We start from the raw sequence: 14,467 nt of genomic DNA, 5'->3' as shown, positions 1-14,467 counted from the left end.
TTCAGAGCGCCCTTCGCGTGTAAAGGTGTCAACTCTGTTCATGAAGGTCCGCGCGGGCGGTTCACATACGGCGGCGCCTGCATGCCGACTACAGTCCATCCTCATTGACAAATAGGAAAAAAAGGAAAAAATAGGAAAAAAAGGAAAACAGCAGCTCGATTATGGTCGAATAGAGCAGATACCGCCAAACTTCGAAGGGGGTTCATCGTGGAGCAACCTATCTTTTCCCCAGCGTTTGGCAACCGACCCTCATACCTCGTCGGACGCGAGGATGTGCTCAGCGAGATGCTTTCCGGCTTGGCGACCGAGCCGGGGAATCGTCGACGGTCGACGGTCCTGCTCGGCCAACGAGGAAGCGGCAAGACCGTGCTGCTCCTGGAACTTGCCGAGCGGGCTTCGAAGCAGGGTGTCGTTGTCGCAACACCGACCATTGCTACGGAGGGCATGCTCGAACGCGTTGTTGAGAAGATTCAGGATGCGGGTCAGCGATACGTGGGCGAGCCGAGGTCGACCCGCGTGTCGGGCGGGAGCATCGGCGCGTTCGGATTCTCTGCAGGTCTGGAATTCAGTCGCGACGTGCAGGAAACGAAGAGCGCGGCATTTCGTCTTACGCAGCTGGCGCGGACGCTTACCGCGCGCGGTCACGGCATCTTAATTCTTATCGATGAGCTGCAGGCAAATTCACCCGATGTGCGGAGCCTTGTCGCGGTGTATCAGGAGCTCATCGGCGAGCGCCTCGACGTCTCGCTTGTGTTGGCAGGGCTGCCGGGCGCGGTGTCTGCGACGCTCAACGACCGCGTGCTCACCTTCTTGAACCGCGCGGACCGCGTGCGGCTTGAGCCGCTCCGGGATTCCGAGGTCATTGCGTTTTTGGATCGTGCGTTCTCGACGCTCAACATCGTCATAAGCAAAGACCAGCTCGATTGTCTGGCACGTGAGATTAAAGGTTCACCGTATCTGCTCCAGCTCGTGGGATACAACATTTCGCAGCGGCTCCCGCACGGCGGCATCGCGACAGATGATTTGCTCGCAGTATGTTGCTCTGTCGCGCGAGATGATTTTGAGCGCGACGTATGCATGACGACGCTCCTGGCCTTATCCGAGCGCGATGTCGACTTTCTCGTCGCTATGTCCCGAGACGATGGGCGCTCGAAGATGAGTGACATCGCGGAGCGCCTGGATGTGAAGGCAGATTATGCGCAGAAGTATCGAAAGCGCCTCATCGATGCAGGCGTGATCGAGCCTGCTGGTCGCGGGTTCGTGCGCTTCGACGTTCCGTACCTGCAGGATTATTTGAAGCGAGAATACGCCGACCTGTAACAGAGGGCGGAGTAAGAGTGAGCTTCCGGCCATATCGCCCACCGCAACCAAACAGCTTCCGATGGGGCATCCGCTTGGGTGCCCCTATTTTTACGCCAAGGTTCGAGAGTCCTCCCCGCGCGTCGCACCGCTTCACAGGTGAACGACGGCGGCACCTCCCCCAATCTACTCGCATAACCACTCACGGCGCCATACAGACCGTTCGCATAAATTATAGACATATAGAACGTAATAGACGTATATTACTTTTACGAACACGGAGGGCACTGCGTGCTTTTGCACCGTGAGTTTGGCATCAACTGGCGGGAAGGGGGTGTGACATGGAGAAGCGCATCGTCGTCGCGACGCACGGTAGATTCTCGGAGGGCATCCTCACTTCGATGAAGATGATCTTCGGCGACCAGACCCCCATCGAATGCATCACGGCATACGTGGATAGCGACACGGACTATCAGGAGCTATTTCGCCGGACAGTCGCCGAGAACGACTACGCCACCACGGAGCTCATCGTACTTACCGATGTGCTCGGCGGCTCTGTGAACAACGAGTTCACCAAACTGCTCGGCGAGTATCCATTTCACTTGGTATGCGGCCTCAACCTCGCTCTTCTGCTCGAGGTCGCGGTGTGCCCCGCGGACACCGTCTCGGAGCAGCTGCCGAGCATCGTCGAGCGAGCGCGCGACGGCATCGCTTTGGTGAACGGCCTCGTCGGGAGCACGGCGGAGGCGGACGCCAACGAGTTTTAACGCATGGCTTCGCGCGGAAGCGACCCCTTCGCGCGGGGCAATCCAGAAAGGACAACGACGTGATCAAGCTCTTCCGCATCGACCACCGGTTGCTGCACGGGCAGGTCGGATTCTCGTGGGTGCGCTCCATCGGAGCCGACTGCATCCTCATCGCCGATGACGACTCCGCGACCGATAGCCTCAAGATGGCGACGCTGCGCTTGGCGAAGCCGCAGGGCATCAAGCTCGTCGTCAAGACCGTCGAGGACAGCATCAAGGCCATCAAGAGCGGCGTGACCGACAAGTACAAGCTCTTTATCGTCACGGGCAGCGTTGCCGACGCCAAACGCATCTGCGACGCGATACCGGAAATCACGAGCATCAACCTCGGCGGCATCAAGAAGCGCGAGGGTGCGCGCCAGGTGAGCCAGGCGATCTTCCTCCTTCCCGAAGAGGAGGACATGCTGCACGAGCTCGGGGCACGCGGCATCGAGCTCGAGATTCGCCAGGTGCCCACGGAGACGAAGACCATCTACGCCTAACCATATTCGATTCAAAGGAGAAGAGAGGGTCCAGCCATGCTTACACCTATGCATGAACTTCTGCAAGACGCCAAGAAGGGTCACTATGGCATTCCGGCGCCGAACGTTTTCAGCCGTTTCACCATGGAAGCCTGCCTGCAGGCCGCCGATGAGCTCGATGCCCCGGTGATCCTGGGATGCCCCGGCGTTTTCGGCATCGAGGAGATGGGCGAGCTCGCGCGCTTCTACGAGCGCCGCTATCCGAAGGTCCCGTTCGCGCTCAACCTCGATCACGGCGGCCCCTTCGAGCACATCATCCGCGCCATCCGCGCCGGGTTCAGCTCGGTCATGGTCGACCGCTCCACGCTTCCCTACGAGCAGAACGTCGCCGAGTCGAAGGAGATCGTGAAGATCGCCCATGCCGTCGGCGTGTCGGTCGAAGCGGAGCTTGGCCATGTCGGCCAGGGCAATGAGTACGAGGAGACCCGCGACGCCGGCCTCACGCATCCGGAAGAGGCGGCTTCGTTCGTCGAGGAGACGGGCGTCGACTGTCTCGCGGTCGCCGTCGGCACGAGCCACGGGGCCTACAAGGGCACGCCGCACCTTGAGTACGACCTGCTTTCCACCATCGCCCAGAGCGTGGACGTGCCGCTCGTGCTTCACGGCGGCTCCGGCACCGGTGATGACCTCATCGCGAAGGCGATCGAGTGCGGCATCCAGAAGGTGAACCTCTGGACCGACCTGTCGCAGGCGTCGAACATGGCGGTCAAGGCGACCATCGAGTCCGACTACGCGCCGGATGTCGATCCCAACAAGAAGAAGATCAACGCCTGCCAGTACGACGAGATCGGCGCTGCGGCCTATAAGGAAGCGCTCATGCACTACATGAACGTCTTCGGCTGCACCGGCAAGGCGTAGGCAACGTGACAGGCAAGGGTTCCCATGCGCTTTCTGCCCACCAACCAGATTTGGCGCTATTGGAGCTTCGAGCGCTTTCTGACCGATGTGGCCTCGCTCGATATCCGCGACGTCGACCTTTGGCTCTGCAACCAGCACGTCAACATCGATGCGCACGCCGTATACAACGCGTCCGAAGTCGCCCGGCTCGTGAGCCGGTACGGCGTGCGCATCCGGACGCTCACGCCCGAGCAGAGCAATCCCAAGGCGTACAACATCGCCTCATCCGATAGCCAGGTGCAGCGGCTTACCGAGGGCTATTACCGCCAGATCGTGTCGCTCGCTGCCCGGTTAGGCGCCCGGCGCATCTCGGTCAACGCTGGATGGCGCCTGCTCGACGACGACCCGTCGCGGGCTTGGGATGCGCTCTGCACCATGCTGCGCGCCATCTGCCACATGGCGGCAGAGGAGGGGATCGAGGTCTGCGTGGAACCCTTGTCGCGAACCCAGTATCGGCTCGTGATGGATGCAGACGGCCTATCTCGATTGCTTGGGGAGGTGAATGAGAAGAACCTGCGCGCCACGCTCGATACCGGAACGATCGCCCGCAACGGCGACAGCCTCTCCGCCCACCTGCGGGAGGTTGGGGAGCGTGTCGGGTACGTGCACTTGACGAACCTCGACCCGCATGTGTTCGCGCACCTGGGATGGGGAGACTCCCGGGGCGTGCTTGAGCCGGGCGCGGTGCTGCAGGAGCTCGAGGCGCATGGCTACGAGGGGGACTGTGCGCTCGAGATGACCGCATCTGCCTATTACGATCGCCCGCGCGAGGCGCTCGCGCGTTCGATAGAAACACTGAAGGGATGTGAACGGTAATGCTTATTCCCGCATTGCTCACCGGCCTGGTGGTCGGCCTGTGCAAGATGGACTACTTCTTCGGCTACTGCATGCTCAACCGCCCCATAGTCGAGGGCGCGCTTGTGGGCCTCGTGCTCGGTGACGTGGCCACCGGCGCCATCATCGGCGCCTCGCTCGAGATCGTGTTCCTGGGCTCGTTCCCCATCGGCGCGGCGGTCTCGCCCGACGGCGGCACCGCAGCCGGCGTCTCGACCGCGCTCGCAGTGATCACCGGAGCCGGCACCGGTATCGGCACCACGTTCGCCGTGCCGCTCGCGCTCATCGGCGGCTTCGCCTACGTGCTCTGCAAGTTCATCAACGCCTTCTTCGGCGAGGCTATGAAGGCGCAGCTTCTGAACGACAACGACCGCGCCGCCCGCGCCATCTTCTGGGTGGGCGCCTGGGTGAGCCAGTTCGGCCTGTACTTCCTCATCGGCTTCCTGTCCATCTACTTCGGCAGCGGCGCCATGGAGGCAGCGGTCAACTCCATCCCCACGAACATCATCAACGCCCTGAACTCCGCCGGCAACCTGCTGCCCGCCGTGGGCTTCGGCCTCCTGCTCACCATGATCATGGACAAGAAGGTAGCCGCGTGGTTCTTCATCGGCTTCATCCTCACCGCGTACCTGGTCATGCCCACCATCGCCGTGACGCTGCTCGCGACCGCGGCCGTGGTGCTCATCGTATTCGCCCGCGAGGACAAGCCCGCGCTCTCGACTGCTGCAGAGGAGGACGACAATGAGTTCTAACGTCAAGCAGGGAGGCCTGCTGAGCAGCAAGGACCTGCTCACCGTGTTCAGCCGCGGCATCCACCTGAACGGTATGAACGACTACCCGGCTCAGATGCACAGCGGCTACACCTATGCCATGATCCCCGCGCTCAAGAAGATCTACAAGGACGATAAAGAGAAGCGCGTCGATGCGTATCGCCGTCACATGACCGAGTACTTCAACGTGACCCCGTACGTCTCCGGTCTGCCCATGGGCGTGACGCTTGCGCTCGAGGAGCAGAATGCCCAGAGCGACGATTTCGACACGAACGCGGTGACCGGCGTCAAGACCGCCCTCATGGGACCGCTCTCGGCTATCGGCGACACCGTCTTCCACTCGACCCTGCGCGTCATCGCCGTCTCGGTGTCCATCGACCTGTGCATGCAGGGCAGCATCGCCGGCGCCGTGCTCTTCTTCCTCATCTTCAACATCCCCCAGCTCATCACCCGCTGGTGGACGCTCAAGATGGGCTACAGCATGGGCACGCGCTTCCTCGAGGACGCTGCCTCCACGGGCATCATGGACAAGATCTCATATGCCGCGAGCGTCATCGGCCTCGCCGCCATCGGTGCCATGACCGCCACGAACGTGGCGCTTACCACGCCCATCACCTTCGGTGGCGCGGGCGGCACCGATCCCACGGCGCTCCAGGGCCTTCTCGACACCGTCATGCCGAAGATGCTGCCGCTCCTGCTGGTGCTGGCCTGTTATTGGCTGCTCGGTAAGAAGAAGGTCAACGTGGTCGTGCTGCTCATCGGCCTTATCGTCGTGGGCGTCGCGCTCGCCCTGTGCGGCATCATCGGGTAACGGGGAGGACGATTCGTTATGGGACGTGACATCGCGATTCTCGGTGCGGGCAAAATCGGGCGCGGCGTCGTCGGTTTGCTCTTCGCCCGCGAGGGCTACCGGCTCCATCTCTACGACCTCTATATGGAGGGCATGCGCCAGCTTGAGGCGCAGGGCTACTACGACGTTCGCGTGACCGATGGCAACGCGGTGGACGAGACGACGCGCGTCGATGCCTTCGACATCGTGGACAGCTCGACCGACGAGCCGATCGTCGAGGCGCTCGAGCACATCGACGTGGCCGCGTGCTGCGTATACGAAGGTGCGTTTGAGGGCATTGCCCGGGTGATCGCCGAGGCGGTGCGCCGGCGTGCGGCCGCGGGCTGCGACCGGCCGCTCAACGTGCTGCTGTGCGTGAACGCCCTCGGAGCCCCGGCCAAGGTGCGCGGGTTCATCGAGGAGGGGCTCAGCCCGGCCGAGCGCTCCTATGCCGCTGAGCATCTGGGCGTATGCCAGGTCATGGTGCTCGCTGCCGGAGTGCCCAGCGCCGCTGGCGCGAACCCCTGGCAGGTCGTAGTCTCGGCCAACCCGGGGCTCGAGATCGATGCGGACGCTTGGATGGGGCCGCGCCTCGACGTGGCGCATGTGTCTTACGTGCACGGCGCCGAGGGGCACATCTATCGCAAGGTGTACTGCGGAAACATGCTGCACGCCATGGCGGCGTTCATGGGGGCGCACGCGGGCTTGTCCTACATCTGCGACTGCTACCACGATTCGTGGATCCGCTCGTGCATCACAGGTGCTTTCGACGAGGCGCATGCAGCGGTGACGCGCACCTACGCGTTTGATGCGTCGGAGGATGCGGAGTGGGTCGCGTTCATCATGGCGAAGCTCGATGCCGGCGTGCAGGACCCCGTCGGCCGCGTCATGGCGGGCGCAGAGGAGAAGCTCTCGCGCGGCAACCGCTTCGTCGGGCCTGCCCTGATGTGCCTGCAACAGGGCATCGTGCCCTTCTACCTGGCGCGCGGCATCGCATACGGCCTGATGTACCTGGCGGGGGAGCGCGGGGTCGACCCCGCTGACACCGCGTGCCTCCGGGGGCTCATGCACGAGGTGTGCGGGCTCGAGGTGGATAACGCGGGCGAGAAGCCGCTGGGCGACGTCGCGGCCGCCTCTGATGCGGTGCTCGTCCAGCTCATCGAGAAGCAGGTGCGCGACATCCTGGCTGCAGCAGCCTGATTCGTGTCGACCTGGGGCGTTTATCAAGATTGTGAGAGAGGAAACCATGAAGGTAAAGACAGCGGTTCTGCGCGCAGCTGGAAAGGCCGAGGTCATCGACCGCGAGCTGCCCGAGCTCGCCTCCCACGAGGTGCTCGTCAAGGTCGCGGCGGACAATATCTGCACGTCGGAGTACGGCGCGTTCAACGGTTCGCGCAACCGCCCCACGCCGCTCGTGTTCGGCCATGAGTGGGCGGGCACGGTCGAGGCCGTCGGTTCGGAGGTCTCGAGCGTCGCGGTTGGCGATTACGTTGCGAGCGGTTATTACTACGACCCCTACACGCTCCCGAGCCGTGAGGGCCGCACGAGCGAGTGCCCGCACCTCATGAGCGCCGACCATCCGAACGACGATGGCTTCTTCGGCAACGCGGGCTGCGCCGAGTACGTGGTCTCGAGCGAGGTCGCGTGCTACAAGATCGATGACGGCATCGACCCCTCCGTGGCCGCGCTGCTTGAGCCGCTCGGCACGTGCTGCGCCGGCTTCCGTCGTTTCGGTTGCGACTTCGGTGACACCGTGGTGGTCATCGGCGCGGGAACCATGGGCATCCTGAACGCGCTCGTGGCGAAGGCCCATGGTTGCCGCGTGCTCATCACCGAGATGATGCCCAAGAAGCTCGAGGCTGCGCGTCGCCTGGGCCTCGAGGCCATCGATGTTTCCGCCGTCGACCCCGTCGAGAAGGTCAAGGAGCTCACGGGCGGGCGCGGTGCGGACGGCGTGATCGTGGCCGTGGCGGCGGCGAGCGCCTACGCCCAGGCCATCGACATGCTCAAGGAGAAGCGCGGCCGCCTGCTCATCTTTGCCGCCGGTTACCCGGCGCCGAAGTGGGAGCTCGATCCGAACACCGTGCATTACCGCCGCATGGTGATCGTGGGCACCTACGGCGCCGACTACGTCGACTTCAAGGAAGCCGCGAACCTCATCAACATGCGCGCCGCAAACTTCGAGGAGCTCGTCGAGGAGAAGATCCCGCTCGACCAGATCCAGCATGCTTTCGAGCGCGCTTGCGAGCCCGGCATGTTCCGTATCAGCGTCATCTGCAACGAGGAGTAGCACATGCGTTACAAGACCATGAAGAAGTCCGGGGTGGATATCTCGGCAATCACGGTGGGTACCTGGGCAATCGGCGGGGCGAACTCCCTCGGCGCGAGCTATGGCGAGGTCGATGACGCCGAGTCCATCCGCGCCATCCAGGCGATGATCGATGGAGGCGTGAACCTCATCGATACCGCGCCCATCTATGGTTCCGGCCATTCCGAGGAGGTCGTGGGGAAGGCCATCAAGGGCTACGACCGCGACAAGATCGTGCTCGCCACCAAGTACGGTTCCTACATCGAGGACGGCAAGGGCGTCCATAAGAGCACGCCCGCCTCGATCGAGCGCGAGTTCGCCGACTCCGTGCGCCGTCTGGGCACCGACTACTTCGACATCTACCTCATGCATTGGCCGGATGACTTCGGCACGCCCATCAAGGAGACGATGGAGTACGTGCAGAAGCTCAAGGAGCAGGGCAAGGTGCGCATGCTCGGCCTGTGCAACGTCGACATCGACTACATCGCCCAGGCCTCCGAGTACGCCGACATCGACATCGTGCAGCTGCCGTTCTCCATGGTGAACCAGGCCGACCTGCACCAGCTTCAGTGGTGCGAGGAGCATGACATCGATGTCATGACCTGGGGTTCGCTTGGCTCGGGCATCCTTACCGGCTCCATTCGCGAGAAGCCCAACTTCGCCGAGAACGACTTCCGCAACACCTTCTATCCGTTCTATCGCGAGCCCCTGTTCTCGAAGATCCAGGAGTTCCTGAAGACCATGGATGCGGTGTCCGAGAAGTACGGCAAGCCGCTCGCGCAGATCGCCATCAACTGGAGCACCCAGAAGAGCTTCGTGACGACCGCCCTCACCGGCGTGCGCAACGTGCGCGAGGCCGAGGAGAACTGCGCCACGTTCTCTTGGGAGCTCGCGCAGGATGATATCGACCTGCTCGATAGCGAACTCGAGCGCCTCGGTATCACGGAGGCCACGTCCTAATCGGCGTGCGGGGAACAGAACGTCGTGCGCCGCGAGGGCAGCAGAGCCTCCGCCGTGCAGACGACCGAGGGCGAGCTGGTGCTGAGCCGGCTCGCCCTTTCATACAACTGTATGTGTGACGTGCGGTTTTGGTGCCGATGGGGTAAAAGGTTATAGACGTTTGCCAGCCAATAGGTTATAGATGTATTAACGGCGATGACACCATGATCCGGATGTATCCGCCAGATCATGCATCGCTCGAAGGTATGGATCAAGGAGCGCATCGTGCCCTCGAAAGAGCAGCCGCTGTATCAGCGCATCTACGAAGATATCAAGACGGCCATCAACGATGGGGTCTATCCTCCCGAAAGCAAGATTCCCACCGAGACGGAGCTTTCCGAGACGTACTCCGTAAGCCGTATCACCGTGCGCCGCGCTATCGAGGACCTCAGCAACGATGGGTACCTTATCAAGCGCCGCGGGCTGGGGACGTTTGTTTGCGCACCACGCATGAGGAGAAACGTGCTGCGCGGCAAGGCTCCGAAGAGCTTCACTGAGATTTGCCGCGAGGAGGGGCACGTTTCGAGTGCTCGCCTGATCAAAAAGGAGATCGTTCCGCCGCGAGCCGATGAGCGCGAGTTTTTCGGCCTCGATGCAAGCGAGTTGCTTGTGCACATCCAGCGCGTCCGCATGGCAGACGGCCTTCCCATCTTCGAGGAAAACCTCTTCTTGCCGTATCGGGATACCAAGGAATTGTTTTCCATGGACTTGAAGGACGGTTCGATCTACGAGGCACTCGATACGCTGTATGGACGCAGGCCGGTCAAGCAGGATCATATGACAGTCCAGGCGATCGGGGCGTCTGCGGCGAAGGCGAGCGCGCTGCAGATTTCCGTGGGCGAGCCGCTGCTGCATACGACTACGTATGCGCTCGATCAATTCGGCGAGCCCATCTACATCGGTCGCCAATATTATGTGGGATCGCGGTACATGCTCGATCTGTAGCGGCCAGAAACGGCGCAGGCGCGAGCGCGTCCCGGTGCCGCCCGCTTCGAGCACAAAGTTGACAACTCTGTTTACGAAGCGCTGTTCAGAACGCCCTTCGCGTGTAAAGTTGACAACTTTGTTTATGAAGGCGCGCGGGCGGTTCGCATGCGGCGACGTTCGCGACGAGGTGAGCGCGGCGCTCACTATCGCGTGCCGGCATCGACATCTAGAGATATTGTGGCGAATAGCTGCCGAAAAGAACCACTGGTATCTGAATTTGCGCGCGATGGCCGGGGTGCGAGCTGGGCATGCGTTCCGCCTGCCAGATTCGCGACAAGGATCTGGCAAGGTTTGTGCCAGAAACGCTTGGATTTCGGTCGGATGCATGCGATAGGGTATGCGCATCGGGCGATGGCAGCGCGCGACGGCGTGGTGCGCCCGCGCGTTACGGTAGAATCGGCGGGACGTGAGGGGCGGGGGAGATAGCATGGCTGACGAGATGCAGAAACCTTGGACGATCGGTCGGTGCCTCGAATGGACGACCGAGTTTTTCGAGCGCCGCGGGGTGCAACAGCCGCGCATCTCGGCCGAGTGGTTGCTCTGCAGCGCCGCCGGCCTTGAGCGGATCGACTTGTTCACCAAGCGCGACCTTCCGCTCGAGCAGCACGAGCTCGACGCCATGCACCAGGGCATCAAGCGCCGCGCGCTGGGCGAGCCGCTCCAATACATCACGGGCGAGACGGCGTTCCGCAGGCTGAGCATCATGTGCGCGCCGGGCGTGCTCATCCCGCGCCCGGAAACCGAGCTGCTCGTGGATTACGTGCTGGAATACCTCGATCGCAACGTGACCGGGTGGCAGAAGCCCCGGCGCAAGCGCGTCGCCCTGCCGTGGAACGCGGAGGTCGAGGCGACCCGCCAGGCCGAGGCCGCCGCGCGCGCTGCCGCTGCGACTGCGGAGGCGGGCGACGGCACGGAGGCGGCGGACACCGCGGGGGAGGTTTCAGCGGAAGCCCCGGTGCAATCCGTGCAGGACGAAAGCGCGAACACCCCGATGCCCGCCGTGCAGGATGCATCGGGCGCCGCGCCCGACGCCGCGCCCGCCGAAGCCCACGCGTCCACGCCCGAAGTGCGTCCCGCTCGTGTGCTCGAGGTGGGCTGCGGCACGGGCTGCATCTCGCTCGCCTTCGCGACGGAGCGCCCCGGCTGCGTGAGCTGCGTGGCGACCGACATCAGCGACGAGGCGGTCGACCTTGCCGAGCGCAACCGCTCCCAGCTCGGCATCTCGCCCGAGGCGGTGGATATACGCCGCGGCGACCTCACCGCACCCGTCCGCACCGAGGAGCGCTTCTCATTTGATGTGCTCGTCTCGAACCCTCCGTACATCCCGTCCTCGGTGATGGAGGCGATTCCGCGCGAGGTGCGGGACTACGAGCCCGAGCTCGCGCTCGACGGCGGCCGTGACGGGCTCGACGTGTTCCGGCGCCTGGTTTCCGCGGCCCCGTACATGCTCAAGGAAAACGGCCTGCTCGCCTGCGAGCTCTTCGAGGATTCGCTCGAGGAGGCGGCTCGCATCTGCACCGATGCGGGCATGCACGATGTCGAGATCCTGAAGGACCTGACCGGCAGGCAGCGCTTCATCTTCGCGCACACGGGGTAGCAGGACGCCGCGGCGCCCCGCGCTCCGTGTACCCCGCGGGCAGTGAGACGGGCAGCAGCCACTCGGCATCCCCGGCGGGCGACAAGACAACTCGCAACCACCCGCGCACCTCAGTGGGCGACAGGGGAGGGGCCGCAACCATCCCCGCACCCCAATTCTGTCCCGCGCCCGTCACATTTTCGACACACGACACCCCTTTGGGCGAAATCATCACCCCGTTTGCGTTCTGGAAACGCATCTGCCCCCGCCCGCGCGTCCCGCTCGTGAGACAATGCATCGACACGATGCATCGCCTTGGGAAGGGCGCGAGAAGGTCGGGGAAAGGACGGTCGGCGGTCGATGCCGGAGATATACCGCACAGATGGGCTGGATTTTGCCGCGCACGACGCGGGGATCGACCGGGCCGCGCAGGTGCTCGCCGCGGGCGGGCTCGCTCTCATCCCCACCGAGACGGTCTACGGCCTGAGCGTTGCGGTCGAGCCCCTCATGGCATGGCAGCCGCCTGCAGGCACTGCCGCCGACGCGCAGGTGAACGGCGCGCCGCTTCCACCGCCCGATTCCGGGTACCGCCGCATCTTCTCGGTCAAGCGTCGCGAGCTCACCCAGACCGTGCCCTGGCTCGTCGCGGGTGTCGAGGACCTCGACCGCTACGGCCGGGATATCGACGACGCGACCCGCGCGCTCGCCGCCGCGTTCTGGCCGGGCGCGCTCACGCTCATCGTGCGCGCGAGCGACCGCGTGCCGCGCTTCATGCAGGCGGCGGACGGCACGGTGGCGCTGCGCTGCTCCGCCTCGCCGGTCGTCGCCGCGCTCATCCGCGCCTGCGGGTGCCCGCTCGCCACCACGAGCGCGAACACGCACGGCAACCCCGCCCCGGCATCGTTCGACGCCGTGGAGCCGGAGGTGCTCGCGGGCGTCGACGCCGCGATCGACGCGGGCGAGACCCGCTGCCGCGACGCGTCGAGCATCGTGTCCTGCGTCTCGGGCGCGGTCGTGATCGCGCGCCACGGGGCGCTTTCCGATGAAGAGATCCTGCGGGTCGCCGCCCGGGCGGGCGCGGCCGCCGTGCAGGAAGCATAGTGGTAGGTGGCATATGGCGCTCTCGCTGAAAGACCTGAAGCTCGTCGATTCGATGTACGCGTACACCAAGAGCCGCTACATCATGGCGCTCGACTGCGGCACCACGTCCGTGCGCGCGGTGATCGTCGACGAATACGGGTGCATCGTGGCGCAGGCGTCCCGCCCCGTGAAGGCCATCTACCCCCAGCCCGGCTGGGTGGAGCAAGACCCCACCGAGATCCTGGCCTCGCAGATCGCGGTCATGATGGAGGTGCAGTTCAAAAGCGGCATCCACTCCGATAGCATCGCCGCCATCGGCATCACCAACCAGCGCGAGACCACCGTCGTGTGGGATCGCGACAGCGGCCAGCCCATCTACAACGCCATCGGCTGGCAGTGCCGCCGCACCGCGCCGCACGCGGAGGCCCTCGCCCAGAACGGCTACGCGGACATGATCCGCGCCAAGACGGGCCTCATGCCGGACGCCTACTTCTCCGCGACGAAGATCGCCTGGATCCTCGACAACGTGAGCGGCGCCCGCGAGCTCGCCGAGGCCGGCCAGCTCATGTTCGGCACGATCGACACATGGCTCATCTACAACCTCACGGGCGGCATGGTGTTCGCAACGGATTACACCAACGCGAGCCGCACCATGCTCTTCAACATCCACACGCTCGACTGGGACGACGAGCTCCTCGAGCTGCTGGGCATCCCGCGCTGCATGCTGCCTGAGCCGCGCTGGAGCTCGGGCGAGTTCGGCCGCGTCTCGGGCGAGATCATGACCCACATGCCGCTCATCACCGGCGTCGCGGGCGACCAGCAGGCGTCGCTCTTCGGCCACTGCTGCTTCGAGCCCGGCGAGGCGAAGAACACCTACGGCACCGGCTGCTTCATGCTCATGAACACGGGCGACACGGTGGTGGAGTCCCAGAACGGCCTCGTGGCGACCGTCGGCATCGCGGAGGGCGGCACGGTGAGCTACGCGCTCGAGGGCTCGATCTTCCACGCCGGCTCCGTCATCCAGTGGCTGCGCGACAAGCTGCGCATCATCTCGAGCGCCTCCGAGACGGCCGAGATCGCCCGGTCGCTGCCGGACAACGGCGGATGCTACCTCGTCCCCGCGTTCAGCGGGCTCGGCGCGCCGTGGTGGGACGCGGGCGCGGGCGGGCTCATCTACGGCCTCACGAGCGCGTCCGACCGCGCGACCATCGTGCGCGCGGCCTGCGAGTCCATGGCGTTCCAGAGCTTCGACGTGCTGCGCTCCATGGAGGCCGACGCGGGCTGCACGCTCGACAGCCTCTCGGTGGACGGCGGCGCCTCGCGCAACGACTTCATCATGCAGTTCCAGGCCGACATCCTGGGCATTCCCGTCGTGCAGACGGAGGCGGTGGAGACGACGGCACTCGGCGCGGCCTACCTCGCCGGCCTTGCCGTGGGCTACTGGGAGGATCGCGAGGAGATCCGGCAGAACCGCGACGTGGCGTGCCGCTTCGAGCCGGGGATGGATGCCGAGGAGCGCGCCCGCGAACTCGCCGGCTGGCACGACGCGGTCTCCCGCGCG

14 protein-coding genes are annotated in these 14,467 nt (G+C 64.3%); all 14 read left to right on the top strand.

All coding sequences use genetic code 11. From position 1 onward, the window contains the following. Positions 1-207: 207 nt before the first annotated feature. On the top strand, positions 208-1,320 hold the full coding sequence (locus tag BN423_RS09755; protein WP_019240065.1) for an ATP-binding protein: 1,113 nt from the start codon (positions 208-210) through the stop codon (positions 1,318-1,320). A 320-nt stretch (positions 1,321-1,640) separates the two neighbouring features. Then, positions 1,641-2,066 carry a PTS sugar transporter subunit IIA gene (locus BN423_RS09750; RefSeq protein ID WP_019240064.1) on the top strand — a complete coding sequence of 142 codons (426 nt, stop codon included), beginning with the start codon at positions 1,641-1,643 and terminating at the stop codon, positions 2,064-2,066. A 59-nt stretch (positions 2,067-2,125) separates the two neighbouring features. Beyond that, a complete protein-coding gene (locus BN423_RS09745) occupies positions 2,126-2,587 on the top strand; it encodes a PTS sugar transporter subunit IIB (protein WP_019240063.1) in 462 nt (153 codons plus the stop codon). 36 nt (positions 2,588-2,623) lie between these two features. Beyond that, positions 2,624-3,484 carry a class II fructose-bisphosphate aldolase gene (locus tag BN423_RS09740; RefSeq protein WP_026089078.1) on the top strand — a complete coding sequence of 287 codons (861 nt, stop codon included), beginning with the start codon at positions 2,624-2,626 and terminating at the stop codon, positions 3,482-3,484. 24 nt (positions 3,485-3,508) lie between these two features. Further along, entirely contained in the window at positions 3,509-4,339 is an 831-nt protein-coding gene (locus tag BN423_RS09735; RefSeq protein WP_019240061.1) for a sugar phosphate isomerase/epimerase family protein, read from the top strand. Continuing rightward, complete coding sequence (locus BN423_RS09730; protein WP_019240060.1) at positions 4,339-5,109, top strand: PTS mannose/fructose/sorbose/N-acetylgalactosamine transporter subunit IIC; 771 nt, start codon at positions 4,339-4,341, stop codon at positions 5,107-5,109. Before BN423_RS09735 ends, BN423_RS09730 begins: the two co-directional genes overlap by 1 nt. Next, a complete protein-coding gene (locus BN423_RS09725; RefSeq protein WP_019240059.1) occupies positions 5,099-5,938 on the top strand; it encodes a PTS system mannose/fructose/sorbose family transporter subunit IID in 840 nt (279 codons plus the stop codon). Before BN423_RS09730 ends, BN423_RS09725 begins: the two co-directional genes overlap by 11 nt. 18 nt (positions 5,939-5,956) lie before the next feature. Then, positions 5,957-7,156, top strand: coding sequence for a mannitol dehydrogenase family protein (locus tag BN423_RS09720; protein ID WP_019240058.1), 1,200 nt, complete (start codon positions 5,957-5,959; stop codon positions 7,154-7,156). Between the two features lie 46 nt (positions 7,157-7,202). Continuing rightward, entirely contained in the window at positions 7,203-8,246 is a 1,044-nt protein-coding gene (locus BN423_RS09715) for a zinc-dependent alcohol dehydrogenase (RefSeq protein WP_019240057.1), read from the top strand. A 3-nt stretch (positions 8,247-8,249) separates the two neighbouring features. Beyond that, entirely contained in the window at positions 8,250-9,224 is a 975-nt protein-coding gene (locus BN423_RS09710) for an aldo/keto reductase (protein WP_019240056.1), read from the top strand. A gap of 264 nt (positions 9,225-9,488) precedes the next feature. Continuing rightward, entirely contained in the window at positions 9,489-10,208 is a 720-nt protein-coding gene (locus tag BN423_RS09705) for a GntR family transcriptional regulator (protein WP_019240055.1), read from the top strand. A gap of 469 nt (positions 10,209-10,677) precedes the next feature. Further along, positions 10,678-11,847 (top strand): N5-glutamine methyltransferase family protein, encoded by a 1,170-nt coding sequence (locus BN423_RS09700; protein ID WP_019240054.1) that lies wholly within the window; start codon positions 10,678-10,680, stop codon positions 11,845-11,847. Positions 11,848-12,186: 339 nt separating this feature from the next. Next, a complete protein-coding gene (locus tag BN423_RS09695) occupies positions 12,187-12,927 on the top strand; it encodes an L-threonylcarbamoyladenylate synthase (RefSeq protein WP_019240053.1) in 741 nt (246 codons plus the stop codon). Between the two features lie 13 nt (positions 12,928-12,940). Further along, the coding region (gene glpK / locus BN423_RS09690; RefSeq protein WP_019240052.1) for a glycerol kinase GlpK at positions 12,941-14,467 on the top strand (1,527 nt) is incomplete at its 3' end.

Source organism: Enorma timonensis, from assembly GCF_000321165.1.
Taxonomy (GTDB): Bacteria; Actinomycetota; Coriobacteriia; order Coriobacteriales; family Coriobacteriaceae; genus Enorma.
Note: the sequence above shows the minus strand (reverse complement) of the source record. Positions and strands in the feature narration are given on the sequence as shown.